The 14,029-nt window shown below is 72.0% G+C and carries 13 protein-coding genes; 5 read left to right on the forward strand and 8 right to left on the reverse strand.

Going from position 1 to position 14,029, the window contains the following annotated elements:
- Positions 1-371: 371 nt before the first annotated feature.
- The gene (phoB, locus tag MKK60_RS17120) at positions 372-1,073 is read left to right on the forward strand and encodes a phosphate regulon transcriptional regulator PhoB (RefSeq protein WP_147728560.1); all 702 of its coding nucleotides are present in this window, start codon (positions 372-374) and stop codon (positions 1,071-1,073) included.
- A 208-nt stretch (positions 1,074-1,281) separates the two neighbouring features.
- Here phoB and MKK60_RS17125 read toward each other — a convergent pair whose 3' ends face one another.
- From MKK60_RS17125 to MKK60_RS17140, 4 genes are all read right to left on the reverse strand, one after another.
- Positions 1,282-3,441, reverse strand: a complete 2,160-nt coding sequence (locus MKK60_RS17125) for a protein-disulfide reductase DsbD family protein (protein WP_243987606.1) — start codon at positions 3,439-3,441, stop codon at positions 1,282-1,284.
- A gap of 215 nt (positions 3,442-3,656) precedes the next feature.
- Positions 3,657-5,474 (reverse strand): aminopeptidase P family protein, encoded by a 1,818-nt coding sequence (locus MKK60_RS17130; protein WP_243987608.1) that lies wholly within the window; start codon positions 5,472-5,474, stop codon positions 3,657-3,659.
- A gap of 63 nt (positions 5,475-5,537) precedes the next feature.
- Positions 5,538-5,723: an Rmf/CrpP family protein gene (locus MKK60_RS17135; RefSeq protein ID WP_243987610.1), complete on the reverse strand. Its 186-nt coding sequence runs from the start codon at positions 5,721-5,723 to the stop codon at positions 5,538-5,540.
- Between the two features lie 30 nt (positions 5,724-5,753).
- Positions 5,754-6,704: a 50S ribosomal protein L11 methyltransferase gene (locus tag MKK60_RS17140; RefSeq protein ID WP_243933187.1), complete on the reverse strand. Its 951-nt coding sequence runs from the start codon at positions 6,702-6,704 to the stop codon at positions 5,754-5,756.
- A gap of 239 nt (positions 6,705-6,943) precedes the next feature.
- Here MKK60_RS17140 and MKK60_RS17145 point away from each other — a divergent pair, with 239 nt between their 5' ends.
- A complete protein-coding gene (locus tag MKK60_RS17145; RefSeq protein WP_147729157.1) occupies positions 6,944-7,147 on the forward strand; it encodes a hypothetical protein in 204 nt (67 codons plus the stop codon).
- A gap of 87 nt (positions 7,148-7,234) precedes the next feature.
- A complete protein-coding gene (gene modB, locus MKK60_RS17150) occupies positions 7,235-7,927 on the forward strand; it encodes a molybdate ABC transporter permease subunit (protein WP_147729156.1) in 693 nt (230 codons plus the stop codon).
- Positions 7,928-7,998: 71 nt separating this feature from the next.
- Here the strand turns inward: modB and MKK60_RS17155 are convergent, their stop codons facing one another.
- Complete coding sequence (locus MKK60_RS17155; RefSeq protein WP_243987612.1) at positions 7,999-8,655, reverse strand: glutathione S-transferase; 657 nt, start codon at positions 8,653-8,655, stop codon at positions 7,999-8,001.
- A gap of 62 nt (positions 8,656-8,717) precedes the next feature.
- Here MKK60_RS17155 and modC point away from each other — a divergent pair, with 62 nt between their 5' ends.
- Positions 8,718-9,818, forward strand: a complete 1,101-nt coding sequence (modC, locus tag MKK60_RS17160; RefSeq protein ID WP_147859552.1) for a molybdenum ABC transporter ATP-binding protein — start codon at positions 8,718-8,720, stop codon at positions 9,816-9,818.
- A 250-nt stretch (positions 9,819-10,068) separates the two neighbouring features.
- Positions 10,069-11,811 (forward strand): putative bifunctional diguanylate cyclase/phosphodiesterase, encoded by a 1,743-nt coding sequence (locus MKK60_RS17165; RefSeq protein WP_243987614.1) that lies wholly within the window; start codon positions 10,069-10,071, stop codon positions 11,809-11,811.
- A 185-nt stretch (positions 11,812-11,996) separates the two neighbouring features.
- Here the strand turns inward: MKK60_RS17165 and nudC are convergent, their stop codons facing one another.
- The 3 genes from nudC to MKK60_RS17180 form a co-directional block, all read right to left on the reverse strand.
- Positions 11,997-12,908, reverse strand: coding sequence for an NAD(+) diphosphatase (gene nudC / locus MKK60_RS17170; RefSeq protein WP_147728438.1), 912 nt, complete (start codon positions 12,906-12,908; stop codon positions 11,997-11,999).
- A 7-nt stretch (positions 12,909-12,915) separates the two neighbouring features.
- Positions 12,916-13,329, reverse strand: coding sequence for an HIT domain-containing protein (locus tag MKK60_RS17175; protein ID WP_147728437.1), 414 nt, complete (start codon positions 13,327-13,329; stop codon positions 12,916-12,918).
- A 96-nt stretch (positions 13,330-13,425) separates the two neighbouring features.
- Positions 13,426-13,992 carry a hypothetical protein gene (locus MKK60_RS17180; protein WP_147844110.1) on the reverse strand — a complete coding sequence of 189 codons (567 nt, stop codon included), beginning with the start codon at positions 13,990-13,992 and terminating at the stop codon, positions 13,426-13,428.
- Positions 13,993-14,029 lie beyond the last annotated feature (37 nt).

The raw sequence follows: 14,029 nt of genomic DNA on the forward strand, positions 1-14,029 counted from the left end.
TGTTCTGATGGATGCGCGCGACCTCGTCCCTCTCCCCTGTGCGGGGGAGGGTAGGCCTCGCGTCAGCGAGGGTCGGGAGGGGGGAGCGCCGTATCCGGAGCCGCCGCTCGCCTCTCGCGACCCCCGCTCACGCGAGGCCCACCCCCCCCCGCAGAGGAGGAGGGGCGGAGACGGCAGCCCTCAGGCGCCCGGTGCCACCGTCTCCGCCCCTCCTCCTCTGCGGGGGAGGGTGGGCCTCGCGTGAGCGGGGGTCGGGAGAGGGGAGCGACCGCTCCGGATACGGCGCTCCCCTCTCCCGACCCGCTTCAGGGGGGAGGGAGGTCCGTGGCGATGGATGAGAAAGTCGGGCGGTCCGCCCGGGAGTGCCCTGCATGCGTACGCGGATCCTGATCGTCGAGGACGAGGAGGCGCTGACCACCCTCCTGCGCTACAACCTCGAAGCCGAGGGCTTCGAGGTCGATTCCGCCGCCCGCGGCGACGAGGCCGAGCTGCGCCTGCAGGAGCAGGTGCCCGACCTGATCCTGCTGGACTGGATGCTGCCGGGGCTCTCCGGAATCGAGCTGTGCCGCCGGGTGCGGGCGCGGCGCGAGACGGTGTCCCTGCCGGTCATCATGCTCACCGCCCGCGGCGAGGAGGGCGACCGCATCCGCGGCCTCGGGACGGGGGCCGACGACTACATCGTCAAGCCGTTCTCCGTGCCGGAACTGCTGGCGCGCGTCCGCGCGCTGCTGCGGCGCGCCAAGCCCAGCCACGTCGCGAACCTGCTGGAAGCCGGCGACATCGAGCTCGACCGCGACAGCCATCGCCTGCGCCGGGCCGGCGGCGAGATCCACCTCGGGCCGACCGAGTTCAAGCTGCTCGAGTTCCTGATGCAGAGCCCCGGCCGGGTCTATTCCCGCGAGCAGCTCCTCGACGGCGTATGGGGCCACGACGTCTACATCGACGAGCGCACCGTCGACGTGCATGTCGGCCGCCTGCGCAAGGCCCTGAACCGCGCCGGCGAGACCGACCCGATCCGCACCGTCCGCGGCTCGGGGTACGCCTTCGACGAGACGTTCTCGGGCGAGGATTGAGTTCGGCTTTCGGTGGACGGCTCAAGCGATCGCAACGATCCGCGACCTGCCGTGGGTCCCTTCTCCCATGGGGAGAAGGACAGGATGAGGGGCGTGTGTCATCCGGGTCGGTCACGCCCCTCACCCCAACCCTTTCCCCATGGGAGAGGGAGCCGTCGCGCACACTGAAGTGATTTCAGTCCTACGAAAATTATATTTTTACCAAGCTTCAGGGGACCTTCGTCCCCCCGCCGTCGAGCCCCGCGCTGCGGCCCGTCGCCTTCACGGCGTCCAGCGCGCTCAGCATCGTCCCCTCGGTGAGGATCTGCGGCAGAACCGTCGGCTCTCCGGCACCCGCGTAGAGCAGGTAGAGCGGCACGCCGCTCCGGCCGTGGCGCTCGAGCAGGCGGGTGATCTCCGGGTTCTGGTTGGTCCAGTCGCCCCTGAGATACGTGACGTCGCGCGCGCGCATCGCCGCGGCGACCGCCGCCGTCCCGAGCGAGGTGCGCTCGTTGACTTGGCAGGTGATGCACCACGCCGCCGTCATGTCGACGAAGACCGGCCGGCCGCTCGCCAGCAGCGCGTCGAGGCGGGCCTGCGTGAACGGCTCGATCCCCTCGGCCCGGGCCTGAGCCCCCGGTGCGACGCGGTCGTGATCGAGGGTGAGGGCGAGCCCCGCCACGCCGGCGACGGCGAGCACCGCGAGGCCGCGGGCGAGCTGCGCCCGGACCGGCCGCGCGTCGCGGCCGAGCTCCCACGCCCAGGCGGCGAAGCCCATCAGCACCAGCCCGATCAGCGCCGCGAGCAGGCCCTGAGGCCCGACCTGCTGCGCCAGCACCCAGACCAGCCAGGCGACCGTGGCGTAGATCGGGAAGGCGAGGGCCTGCTTCAGCACGTCCATCCAGGCGCCGGGCCGGGGCAGGGCGCGCAGCGCCGGCGGCCACAGGGTGAGCGCCAGGAAGGGCAGGGCGAGGCCGAGGCCGAGGCTCGCGAACACGACGAGGCCGGCAGCGGTCGATTGCGTCAGCGCGAAGCCCACGGCCGAGCCCATGAACGGGGCGGTGCACGGCGTGGCCACGACCGTCGCGAGCACGCCGGTGAAGAACGAGCCCTGGAGCCCGGCCCGCCGGGTCAGCCCGTCGCCGAGCCCGGACAGCCGACTGCCGAGGTGAAGCATGCCCGACAGGCTCAGGCCCATGGCGAAGAGCAGGTAGGCCAAAGCCGCCACCACGGTCGGCGATTGCAGCTGGAAGCCCCAGCCGATCCCGGCGCCGCCCGCCTTCAGGGCGATCAGCAGCGCGGCCAGCGCCAGGAAGGCCGCCAGCACCCCCGCGGTGTAGGCGAGCCCGTGCAGCCGGACCCGCGCCGGCGCCTCGCCGGAATGCCTCACCAGGCTCAGCACCTTGATCGACAGCACCGGGAAGACGCAGGGCATCAGGTTGAGGATCAGGCCGCCGAGCAGCGCGAGGCCGGCCGCGGTCCACAGGGTCAGCGCCTCGGCCGGGTCGGTGCGCGCCACCGCCGGCGCCGCGATCGGCATCGCGCCGCCGCCGGCGAGCGGCGCCTCGTCGCCGAGCGCGAAGGCCTGCCGAACGAGGACCCCGCCGGTGTCCTCGTCGATCGCCAGCACGCCGGGCAGCGATTCGGGCGCGGGGTCGGCGGGCGTCGCGCGGGTCAGCGTCAGGTGGAGGCCCGAAGCGTCGACGGTGAAGGGCTGCGGCGCGGCGTTGTCGATCGCCGTCTCGGAATAGGGGAAGAACGCCACCGCGCGGACCGTGTCCGTGGCGAGGCCCGGAGCCTCGAGGTCGAGGGCGAGCCGGTCGCCCTGGCTCGACAGCCGCACCGGCCACGGCGCGCGCTTGGGCAGGGCGGCACGGGCGCGGGCGAACAGGTCGACGTTGCCGGGATCGGCCGTGGCCTCGCGCGCGACCGGCAGCGTCAGGGCGAGATCGGCCGAGCCGGGAATGCACTCCGTCTCGCACACGAGATAGGTGAGCTTGCCCGCCAGCGTCACCGGCGCGGCCGGGTCGAGGCTCGGCGGTGGGGTGACCCGCACGAGCAGGATCGCCTCCCCCTCGTAGCCGAAGTTCATCAGCGTCGCGATCGGGATGCGGTGCGGCGCCGGCCACTGGATCGCCGAGGCCGAGAAGCCCGCCGGCAGGGTCCAGGTCACCTCCGGCGGCAGGCCGGAATCGCCGGGATTGCGCCAGTAGACGTGCCAGCCCGGCTTCATCGCCATGCGGATGGCGACGGTGAACGGCGTGGCCCCCGCCACCGCCGCGGGCTCCGCCGCGAGGCTCGCCCGCACGAGGTCGGCCGGCGGCTTGAAGCCCTGGGCCGCGACCGGCCACGCGAGCAGGGACAGGAGGAGGGCGGCTGCGCGGATCATGCGGTCCTTATCGCGCGACCGACGACGACGGTTTCACGCCGCCATCCTCATAGGCCCGAACCGGCGGAGGGTAAAATCGTGGGCGTGCGACAGGTTGGAACGGAGGCGCCGCCGGATCGCGCATTCGAAGCGCGACGCGGCTCCCCCACTCGGGAGAGGGGACCCGCGTCAGGCTGGATGTTCTCGCGGATGCGCGGTTCGATCGTTCGAACTCTTTAGGACCCGCTGCTCAACGCCGCCGTCGCCCGCTCCAGCCAGGCCCGCGTCTCCGGGTCGAGGTCCGCGGACAACACGTCGCGGACGTGGGCGTGGTAGGCGTCGACCCAGGCGCGCGCGTCCGGGCTCAGCATCTCCGGCACGATCAGGCGGCGATCGTAGGGGACGAGCGTCAGGGTCTCGAAGCCGAGCACCGGGCGCTCGCCGCCGGGCACCGCGCGGGGCTCGACGAGGACGAGGTTCTCGATGCGGATGCCGTAGGCGCCCGCCCGGTAATAGCCCGGCTCGTTGGAGAGGATCATGCCCGGCTCGAGCGCCACCGTCCCGGTCTTGGCGATGCGCTGCGGGCCTTCGTGCACCGACAGGAAGGCGCCGACGCCGTGGCCGGTGCCGTGGTCGAAGTCGAGGCCGGCCTCCCAGAGCGGCAGGCGCGCCAGGGTGTCGATCTGCGCGCCGGTGGTGCCCTTGGGGAAGACTGCGCGGCCGATGGCGACGTGGCCGCGCAGCACGCGGGTGTAACGATCGCGCATCTCCGCGCTCGGCGCGCCCACCGCCACCGTGCGGGTGATGTCGGTGGTGCCGTCCAGGTACTGGGCACCCGAATCGATCAGGAACAGCTCGCCCGGCGCCGCCCTCCGGTCGGTGGCGCGCGTCACCCGATAATGCACGATCGCCCCGTTCGGCCCGGAGCCGGAGATCGTCGGGAACGAGACGTCGCGCAGATCCCCGCCGGCCGCGCGAAAATCCTCCAGCGCCTCCACCGCGGCGATCTCGCTCGGCGCGTCCTGCCCGTCGAGCCAGGCGAGGAAGCGCACCACGCTCGCCCCGTCGCGCCGGTGCGCGGCGCGGGCGCCGGCGATCTCGGCCTGGTTCTTCACCGCCTTCATCGCGGTGATCGGGTCCGGGCCGACGTCGGCGGTGCCGCCCACCGCCGCGACGCGTTCCTTCAGCGCGACCGCGCCCGTCGCCGCATCGAGGCGCACGCGCTTGCCCGCGAGCTCGCCGAGCGCCGGCTCGAACGCGTCGCGCCCGTCGATGTCGGCGATCGGTCCGAGCGCGTCGCGCGCCTCCGCCGTCACGTCGCCGGAGGCGAGGAAGAGCCGCGGCCGGCCCTCGCGCGGCAGGACGGCGTAGCCGAGCGCGAGCGGCGTGTGGCCGACGTCGGCCCCGCGCAGGTTGAACGCCCAGGCGAGGTTGTGCGGATCGGAGATCACCAGCGCATCGCACTGGCCGGTCTCGAGCTCGGCGCGGATGCGCGCGATCTTCTCGCTCGCGGCCTCTCCGGCGAAATCCAGCGGATGGGCGGCGACGCGTCCGGCCGGAGGCTTCGGTCGCCCGGCCCAGACCGCGTCCACCGGGTTCTCGGAGAGCGCCTTCACCTCCGCGCCGGCCTTGGCGGCCGCGCGTTCCAGGCGGGCGACGCCTTCGGGCGTGTGCAGCCAGGGATCGTAGCCGAGCACCGCGCCGCGCTGCAGCGTCCGGGCGATCCAGGCCTCGGCGGTGCTCTCGGCGAGCGGCACGATCGCGACCACGCCGGGATCGACCTGTTCCGGCGCCTGCAGGGTGTAGCGTCCGTCGACGAACAGCGCCGCGGCATCCGCCAGGATCACGGCGGTGCCGGCCGAGCCGGTGAACCCGGTCAGCCAGGCGAGACGCTCGGCATTGGCCGGGACGTATTCGGACTGGTGCTCGTCGGCCCGCGGCACGACGAAGCCGTCGACGCCGGCTTCCCGAAGGGCGGCACGAAGGGCGGCGACGCGCTCCGCCGCCTTGCGGTGGCTCGAATCGTCGAAGGTCTGGAAGCGGGTGCGGCTCATCCGGCCAAGGTATCGCCGGCGCGGGTCGGCGGGCAACCGACCTCAGCGGGTATCGATGCGATCTCAGCCGCCATCCATCGGCGGGTCGGGGGCGCGATCGCCGGGTGTGCCGTCGTAGCCTTCGAGCCAGGCTCTGCGCGCATCGGACCCGTCCGGGTAGGGGCATGCATCCTTCGGGCGGCCGTGACTGCGGGCGCGGGCGCCTTCGGTGATCGGATCGGCGGGCGGTTTCGCGGGCGTGTCGGTCATGCCGGGAAAATGCGGGCGCCCGCGTTCGGTTCAGCGATGCGGAAAACCGCCGCGCGCGCCACGGGCGAGCGGCCGCGGCGCCGCCCCGCCGCGGCGGAGCACCAGGGCGACCCAGCCCTCGATCGTGCCCTTCGAAGCGAGATGGAAGCCGCGGTGGCGGTAGGCCGAGAGCACGCCGGCGACGTCGCGCTCGATCAGGCCCGAGAGCACCAGCACGCCGCCCTCGGCCACCACGGCCGACAGCGTCGGCGCGAGCCGCCGCAGCGGGCGCGCGAGGATGTTGGCGAAGACCACGTCGAAGTGGCGCGGCCGCGCGGCCAGGGCGTTGCGCACGCCGGGCGCCTCGTAGAGCTTGAGGTACGGCCCGAGGCCGTTGGCATGGGCGTTGGCGCGGGCGGTCCTGACCGCCTCGCCGTCGAGGTCGCCGGCGATCACCGGCCGGCGCAGAGCCTTGGCGGCGGCGAAGGCGAGGATGCCGGTGCCGGTGCCGACGTCGAGCACCCGGCCGGGGCGCCCGCGCTTCAGCACGTCGACCAGCGCCTTGAGGCAGCCGAGCGTGGTGCCGTGATGGCCGGTGCCGAAGGCGAGCGCCGCCTCGATCTCGATGGCGAGCTCGTTCGGCCGCACGGTGGCGCGGTCGTGCGAGCCGTGGATGCGGAAGCGGCCGGCCCGCACGGGCACGAGGCCTTCGAGCGAGGCGCGGACCCAGTCCTTCTGGTCGATGGTGCGGAACTCCGCCGCGTCCGCCTGCGCGCCGACCACGGGGCGGATCAGGTCGCGGATGAAATCCTCGTCCGGCGCGTCGGCGAAGTAGGCTTCCAGCCGCCACGTCACCCCGTCCTCCGCCTCGAAGGCGGCGACCGCCGTCTCGGTCGGGTCGAACATCTCGCCGAGCAGGTCGGTCATCGTGCGCGCCGACCGCTCGTCGGTCATCAGCTGCAGGACGTGGGTCGGGCGGTTCGGGTGCAGGCCTTCGAGCATGGCCGGCCTTACCACCCTCGGCCGCGTTCCGCGACGTGTGGCGCAGTCCGCGGCGGAAATGTTGTGGCCCGTCCGGTCCCGCGATGGCCGAGGTCGGCAACCGCGGCAAAATCGCCTGGCAATGCGGCAGATTGTTTACCCGTTCATCATATGGACCCCCGGAACCGGGGTTATTGTGCAGCGTTTTCGGTCACTTCTCCGCGTCGTCCGAGTCGTTCGACCATTCAGGGTGCGTCCGCGTGACCAATTCGAGACCATCCGTTCGTCGGCCGGTCGTCCTCAACGGCGTCTCGCGCCGCCGTCGCCAACCGGTCCGCGCCCGCGACACGTTGCTCGGGGCCGAAGCCCTCGACACGCCCCTGCCGGGCCAGCTCCTCGTGCTGCTGAGCCGGCTGCACCGCGCCGAGGACGCGAAGCCCCGCGGAGACGAGTTCGACGCCTGAGCGGCTTGCGCGCGGCATCGTCCGCGTCCAAGCCTGCGGCGTGAGGGGGCGCGACGATCCGCGGCGCCCGGACGGGACGCGCCATCCTTGCTCGACCTGACGCCCGACGAGTGGACCGCGGTGGCACTGAGCCTGAAGGTGGCCGCCGTCGCGACGCTTGCGAGCCTCGGGCCCGGCCTGCTGGTGGCCTGGCTGCTTGCCAAGCGCACGTTTCCGGGCCGCGCCGTCCTCGACGGCCTCGTGCACCTGCCGCTGATCCTGCCGCCGGTCGTCACCGGCTACCTGCTGCTCCTGACCCTCGGGCGACGCGGCCTCGTCGGCGCGTGGCTCGCGGAGGCGGGCATCGTGTTCGCCTTCCGCTGGACCGGGGCGGCGCTCGCCTGCGCGGTGATGGGCTTCCCGCTGATGGTGCGGGCGATGCGCCTGTCGATCGAGGCGGTGGACGCCCGGCTCGAGCAGGCGGCCGCGACGCTGGGCGCCCGGCCGATCGCGGTGTTCCTCACGGTGACGCTGCCGTTGAGCCTGCCCGGCATCCTCGCCGGCGCAGTGCTCGCCTTCGCCAAGGCGATGGGCGAGTTCGGCGCCACCATCACCTTCGTCTCGAACATTCCCGGCGAGACCCAGACGCTGCCCTCGGCGATCTACACCTTGACGCAGGTGCCCGGCGGCGAGGCCGGCGCCTTGCGCCTGACGCTGATCTCGGTCGCCCTGTCGATGACCGCGCTGCTGCTCTCGGAGGTGCTGGCCCGCCGCATCGGCCGGAAGCTGGGAGCGGGGTGATGGAATCCCCGTCGCATCCCAGGGGCACCCTCCCCCGCGGAGGGGGGAGGGGAAAGCCCCACAGCCGCGCCTCACGCATAGGCGTACGGCCCGCCGCGCTCCAGCGCCCGCTTGTAGGCCGGGCGGGCATGGATGCGAGCGAGCCAGCCGGTCAGCTCGGCGCCGGCTCCGGTGCCGCGTGCGGCGAAGGCTTCGAGGGGAAAGCTCATCTGGATGTCGGCGGCGGTGAAGTCCGCGCCGCAGAACCACGGCCGGGCGGACAGCTCCTCCTCCCAATAGGCGGCGTGGCGGCGCAGCTCCGGGTCGACGAACTTGGCCGTCACCGCCTTGGCGATCCCCCTCGCGAGGGGGCGCACCAGGGCGGGGCTGCCCGGCGCCAGCCGGGAGAATACCAGCTTCAGCAGCAGCGGCGGCATCGCCGAGCCTTCGGCGTAATGGAGCCAATAGATGTAGCGGCGATGCGCTTCCGTGCCCGGCGCAGGTACCAGCGCGCCGCCGCAGCGGGCGGTGAGGTATTCGACGATGGCACCGGACTCGGCCACCACGATGTCGCCGTCGGTGATCACCGGCGACTTGCCGAGCGGGTGGATCGCCCGCAACGCCGGCGGCGCCAGCATCGTCTCGCGGTCCCGGGCGTAGCGCTTCACCGTGTAGTCCAGGCCGAGCTCCTCGAGCAGCCAGAGCACCCGCTGCGAGCGGCTGTTCTCCAGGTGGTGGACGGTGATCATGCGCGGCCTTCCGTGAGGGTATCGCTGCACAACGCCGGTCCGCGCCGATCGAGCCGCCCGGCATGACGCTCGACGTCGCCGTCGCCCTGCGCCGGGGCGCCTTCACGCTCGACGCCGCCTTCGCCGCCGGGGCCGGGCTCACCGCCCTGTTCGGGCGCTCGGGCTCGGGCAAGACCACGCTGATCGACCTGATCGCCGGGTTGAGCCGGCCCGATCGCGGCCGCATCGTCGTCGCCGGCGAGACGCTGGTCGACACCGACCGGCGCATCGCCCTGCCGGTGCACCGGCGCCGGATCGGGCTGGTGTTCCAGGATGCCCGCCTGTTTCCCCACCTCAGCGTGCGGAGCAACCTCGGCTACGGCCGCTTCTTCGCGGGCCGCCGGGCGGAACGGGCCGAGCACGACGCCGTGGTCGAGATGCTCGGCATCGGCCACCTGCTCGGCAGGCAGCCCGCGGGTCTCTCCGGCGGCGAGCGCCAGCGCGTCGCCATTGGCCGGGCGCTGCTGGCGAGACCCCGCCTGCTGCTGATGGACGAGCCGCTGGCGGCGCTGGACGAGGCGCGCAAGGGCGAGATCCTTCCCTATATCGAGCGCCTGCGCGACGAGGCCGGGATCCCGATCGTCTACGTCAGCCACGCGGTCGGCGAGGTCGCGCGGCTCGCCAACACCGTGGTGGTGCTGGAGGCCGGCCGCGTCGCCGCCGCGGGCCCGGCGGAGGCGATCCTGCGCCGGGCCGACCTCGTCCCGGTCCACGAGGCCGAGGCCGGCGCGCTGCTCGACATGACGGTCGCCGGGCACGACCCGGCGGCCGGCCTGACCCGGCTCGAAGGTGTGGCCGGGCGGCTGCTCGTCCCGCTCCTGCCGCGCGCGATCGGCAGCGTCGTGCGGGTGCGCGTGCCGGCCCGCGACGTGCTGATCGCGACCGCGGTGCCGTCGGGCCTCAGCGCGCGCAACATCCTCTCCGGCCGGGTCGCGGCGCTGATCCCGGCGGGCAACGCGGTGATGGTCGAGGTGGCGTGCGGCGGGGCGGTGCTCGCGGCCCGCCTGACCGGGGCCGCCGTGCGCGACCTCGACCTCGCGGTCGGCCGCCCCGTCCACGCGGTGATCAAGAGCGTCGCCCTCGATCCCGCCGGGATGGGCGGGCGCCGGGCGATCGAGATTTGAGGCATGGTCTTACTCGGCCCGCTGCAGCCGCAGCAGCCGATTGCTGTGCTCGGAAACGGGCGTTCATGGGCCGTGCGCTCCGAGTGTGTTCGGCGCGGTTTGCGCACCCAAAACCACAGTTCTTCTAGGAGTAAAATCAGCATCCGGTAGTTTTTAATCGATTGGATTGACTGTAACACAAGTTTAATTCGATCCGATTAACGTGACATATTGCTTCTTCGCAATGCGTGGATTCCATTGAGCTGAAGTGATGACCGACATCGACGCGACCGAGCAAGCATTCGGTTCTCACGACCCCGTCTCGTCGGAGACCGCGTTGGCCGGCGCCGTGGGACTCGCGCGGGCCGCGACGTATGCGTTCATCGCCAACGACGGCACCGGTCGGATCACCTTCGTGAACGAGGCGGCCGAGGCGCTCTTCGGATACGGACCCGGCGCGATGCTGGGCCAAAACGTCGATCTCGTCGTTCCCGAACGGTTTCGCACCAGCCACGCGGCGGGTTTGGCGCGCATCGCCCGCAACGAGCCCTCCCGGATGGCCGGTCGAACGATCGAGGTCACCGCCAGACGTTGCGACGGCAGCGAGTTTCCGGCCGAGTTCACGTTGTCGATCTGGAGAGACCGCTTCGGCCTCGGCTTCGGGGCGATCATGCGCGACATCTCGGAATGGCGCGCCCGCGACGAACATCTGGTCAGGCTCGCGCATCACGACACGCTCACCGGATTGCCCAACCGCGCTTCCTTCGAAGAGACGCTCGACGCGAGGCTCGCCGCCGGACAGGCCACGTGCGTCCTCATGCTCGACCTCGATGGATTCAAGGAGGTGAACGACAGCTGGGGGCACGGCACCGGTGATGCCGTCCTCCAAACCCTCGCCATCCGTCTGCCGGCCTGGCTCGATCAGGATGCGATCGTCGCCAGGTTCGGCGGCGATGAGTTCGCGGTGATGCTGCCGGGCGCCACCGATCCCCTGCAAGTCGCAGCCAGTGCCGCCGCGCTTCTCGACGCCTTCGCGGCACCGTTCTGCGTCTTAGGTCATACCTTCCACCTGGGCGCCAGCATCGGAGGCGCCATCAGCCCGACGCAGGGCCTGTCGGCAGGCGAGCTCGTCGGCAATGCGGACTTGGCGCTCTTTCGCGCGAAACAGGACGGCAAGCGTCGCTTCCGCTTGTTTCAGCCCGACATGCGGAGCGCGCTGCTTTCGCGACTGGCGCTGCAGTCGGAGTTGCGCAGGGCGGTCGCGGCCGGTGAGTTCGTGCTCCACTACCAACCGCAGGTGGCTCTGGATACCAGGCGCATCAACGGTGCGGAGGCCCTCCTGCGATGGCAGCACCCCGAACGCGGTCTGCTGTTTCCGGGCGCCTTCCTGTCCCAGCTCGAGGAGCACCCCCTGGCACTCGAGGTCGGACGCTGGATCCTCGACGAAGCCTGCCGGCAGATGGCGGCTTGGCGCGACGCAGGGCTCCCGATCCGGAAAATGGGCGTCAACCTGTTTACCGCCCAGGTCCGGTCGGGGACGCTGACGTCGGATGTCGCCGACGCTCTCCAGCGGCACCGGCTGAGCCCGGAGATGCTGGAGCTGGAAATCACGGAAACGATCTTCCTGAAGGTCGACGAGCCTGTCCTCCGCCCGTTTCGCGACCTGCATCGTCGCGGGGTCGGCATTTCCTTCGACGATTTCGGCACCGGCTACGCCTCCTTAAGCTCGCTCAAGCGTTTCCCCCTGACGCGCCTCAAGATCGATCGCGGATTCGTCCGGGACCTGATGACCGATCAGCACGATGCGGCGATCGTGCGCTCCATCATCCAGATCGGGAACGACATCGGATTGGACATCATCGCCGAAGGAATCGAGACGTCGGACCAGGAGGCGCGGCCGCTCGAGATGGGCTGCAAGCAGGGTCAGGGATTCCTGTACGCCAAGGCGCTGTCGGCGGCCCGGTTCGAGGATCTTCTCCAAGGTCTCGAGCGCCTTGAGAAGATCGCGAGCTGATCGACGAGCAGGAAACCTGCAAGCGCGCCCGCGGAGCCCGTTCCGATCCGCGTGTCAGATGGTCTGCCCGGCGCGGCGAGACGGGGGAGATGTCGGGCCGTTCGACTGTTCGCCCGGAAGCGGCCCGGCCAGAAATGACCGATTCCGGGCAGCTGCAGTCTGTGGCAAACGACGGGTTTCGGCCCTCAGGCCCGCCCCTCGACGAAGGCGCGCATCAGCACGTGCGCGATCGCCATCGCCGGTGGGGCGAAGAGGTTGTCCGGGTGGCGCCGCTCGAGCATTGCCAGCACCTCGGCGCGGTCGAACCAGCGGGCGTCGGCGAGCTCGGTCGGGTCGGTGACGATGGTCTCGTCCAGCGCTTCCGCCGTGCAGCCGATCATCAGCGAGGACGGGAACGGCCAGGGCTGCGAGGTGTGATAGCCGACCGCGCCGACCCGCACCCGCGTCTCCTCGTAGGATTCGCGCGCGACCGCGGCCTCGATCGTCTCGCCTGGCTCGAGGAAGCCGGCGAGGCAGGAGTACATCCCCTCCTTGAAGTGCGGGCCGCGCCCGAGCAGGCAGCGTTCGCCGCGGCGGATCAGCATGATCACCACCGGGTCGGTGCGCGGGAAGTGATGGGCGGCGCAGGTCGGGCATTCCCGCCGGAAGCCGCCGGCGCGGACCAGGGTCTGCGTGCCGCAATTGGCGCAGAAGCGGTTGCGCGCGTGCCAGCCGAGCATCGACTTCGCGGTGGCGAGCAGGCCGAGCTCGTCCTGCGGCACGGCGCCCTCGGTGGCGATGGTGCGCAGGTCGAGCGTCCGGAAGCCGTCGCCGGCATAGGCCTCGGCCGCCTCCGGCGCCGCCACCGCCGCGAAGATCGGCCGCCCGTCGAGATGCCCGAGGAAGATCCGCTCCTGGGTGATCAGGGGGTTCGCGCGGACGCCGTCCTCGGCCTCCAGGATCGCGCTCCCGCCCCGAAGCACGAGCGCGTCGCCGGCCAGGAGCACCAGCCGGGTGCCCGGCGCGTCGGGGGGCGGCACCGCGTCCTCCGCCTGCTCCGAGGAATGGCGGACGAGCCGGCTCTGCGTGAAGCCCAGGGTGGCGAAGGGGTCGGTCATCGCCACCTCAGGCTGCTGCGAACAGGGCGCCGGCCCGCTCGGCGAGCTGCGCGCGGGCATGGTGCGGATACGGCTTTCTCGCCTCGAAGCCCCAGACCGGGCCGGGCCAGGCCGGGTCCGACAGGAAGCGCCCGACCACGTGGACGTGGAGCTGTGCCACCACGTTGCCGAGCGTCGCGACGTTGACCTTGTCGGGCTTGGCCAGCGCCAGCATCACCCCGGTGGCGAGGTGGACCTCCCGCCACAGGGCGGCGGCATCCTCGGCGGCGAGATCGGTGAGCTCGCTCAAATTAGCCCGGCGCGGCACCAGGATCAGCCACGGGAAGCGGGAATCGTCCATCAGCAGGACGGAGCAGAGGCCGAGGTCGCCGACCGGCACGGTGTCGGCGGCGAGCCGGGAATCGAGGAGGAAATCGGTCATGCCGGGCGATGTAGCGCGGGCGCGCGTCCCGGCGCCATGCCCGCGCTCACGGGCCGCCGGCCCGAACCGGCCGGCGGCGTCGCGCTGTGCGCGATGTCACAGCGTCGGCTCGGTTCCCGCGCGGCCGACCGCGACGAGGTCGGCGTTGACGAGACCGTCGGCGTCGGTGCGCGCGAGCACCACGACGTCGGCGCCGGGCACGAGCAGAGCCCTCTCGCCCGGGGCGATCTGCGCCGTCGGCGTCCCGGGCGGGATGGTGAAGGACTTGCTGCCGCCGTCGTAGACCAGCTCGACCTGCCGCGGCGGATCGAGCGACAGGCCGCCGATCCAGCCCGCGGTGAGCCGCGCGTCGGGGGCCGCGTCCCAGGGCTTGGTGCCGGCCTCGAAGCCGCGCTCGGACGGCGAGTAGATCGCGACCTTGATCGGCTTCGGCTTGCCGTCGGCGCCGGGCACCGAGACGATGCTGACGTAGCTCTCCGGCTTGATGTCGCGGAGGCGGCCTGCGGTCGCGATGAACAGGCGCGTCTTCACGTTCATCAGGACGGTGACGGACCCGCCGGCCGCGCGCCGGATCGTCAGCGTGTCGGCGTCGCGGGCCTCGACGGTGCCCTGGTAGCGCGCGAAGGATTCCGCGGCCTGCGCCGCAACGGAGGTCGCACCCATCGCGAGCGCGATCAGACAAGCTCGGATCACTGTCGTC

This window comes from Methylobacterium sp. J-092 (assembly GCF_022829325.1).
Taxonomy (GTDB): Bacteria; Pseudomonadota; Alphaproteobacteria; order Rhizobiales; family Beijerinckiaceae; genus Methylobacterium.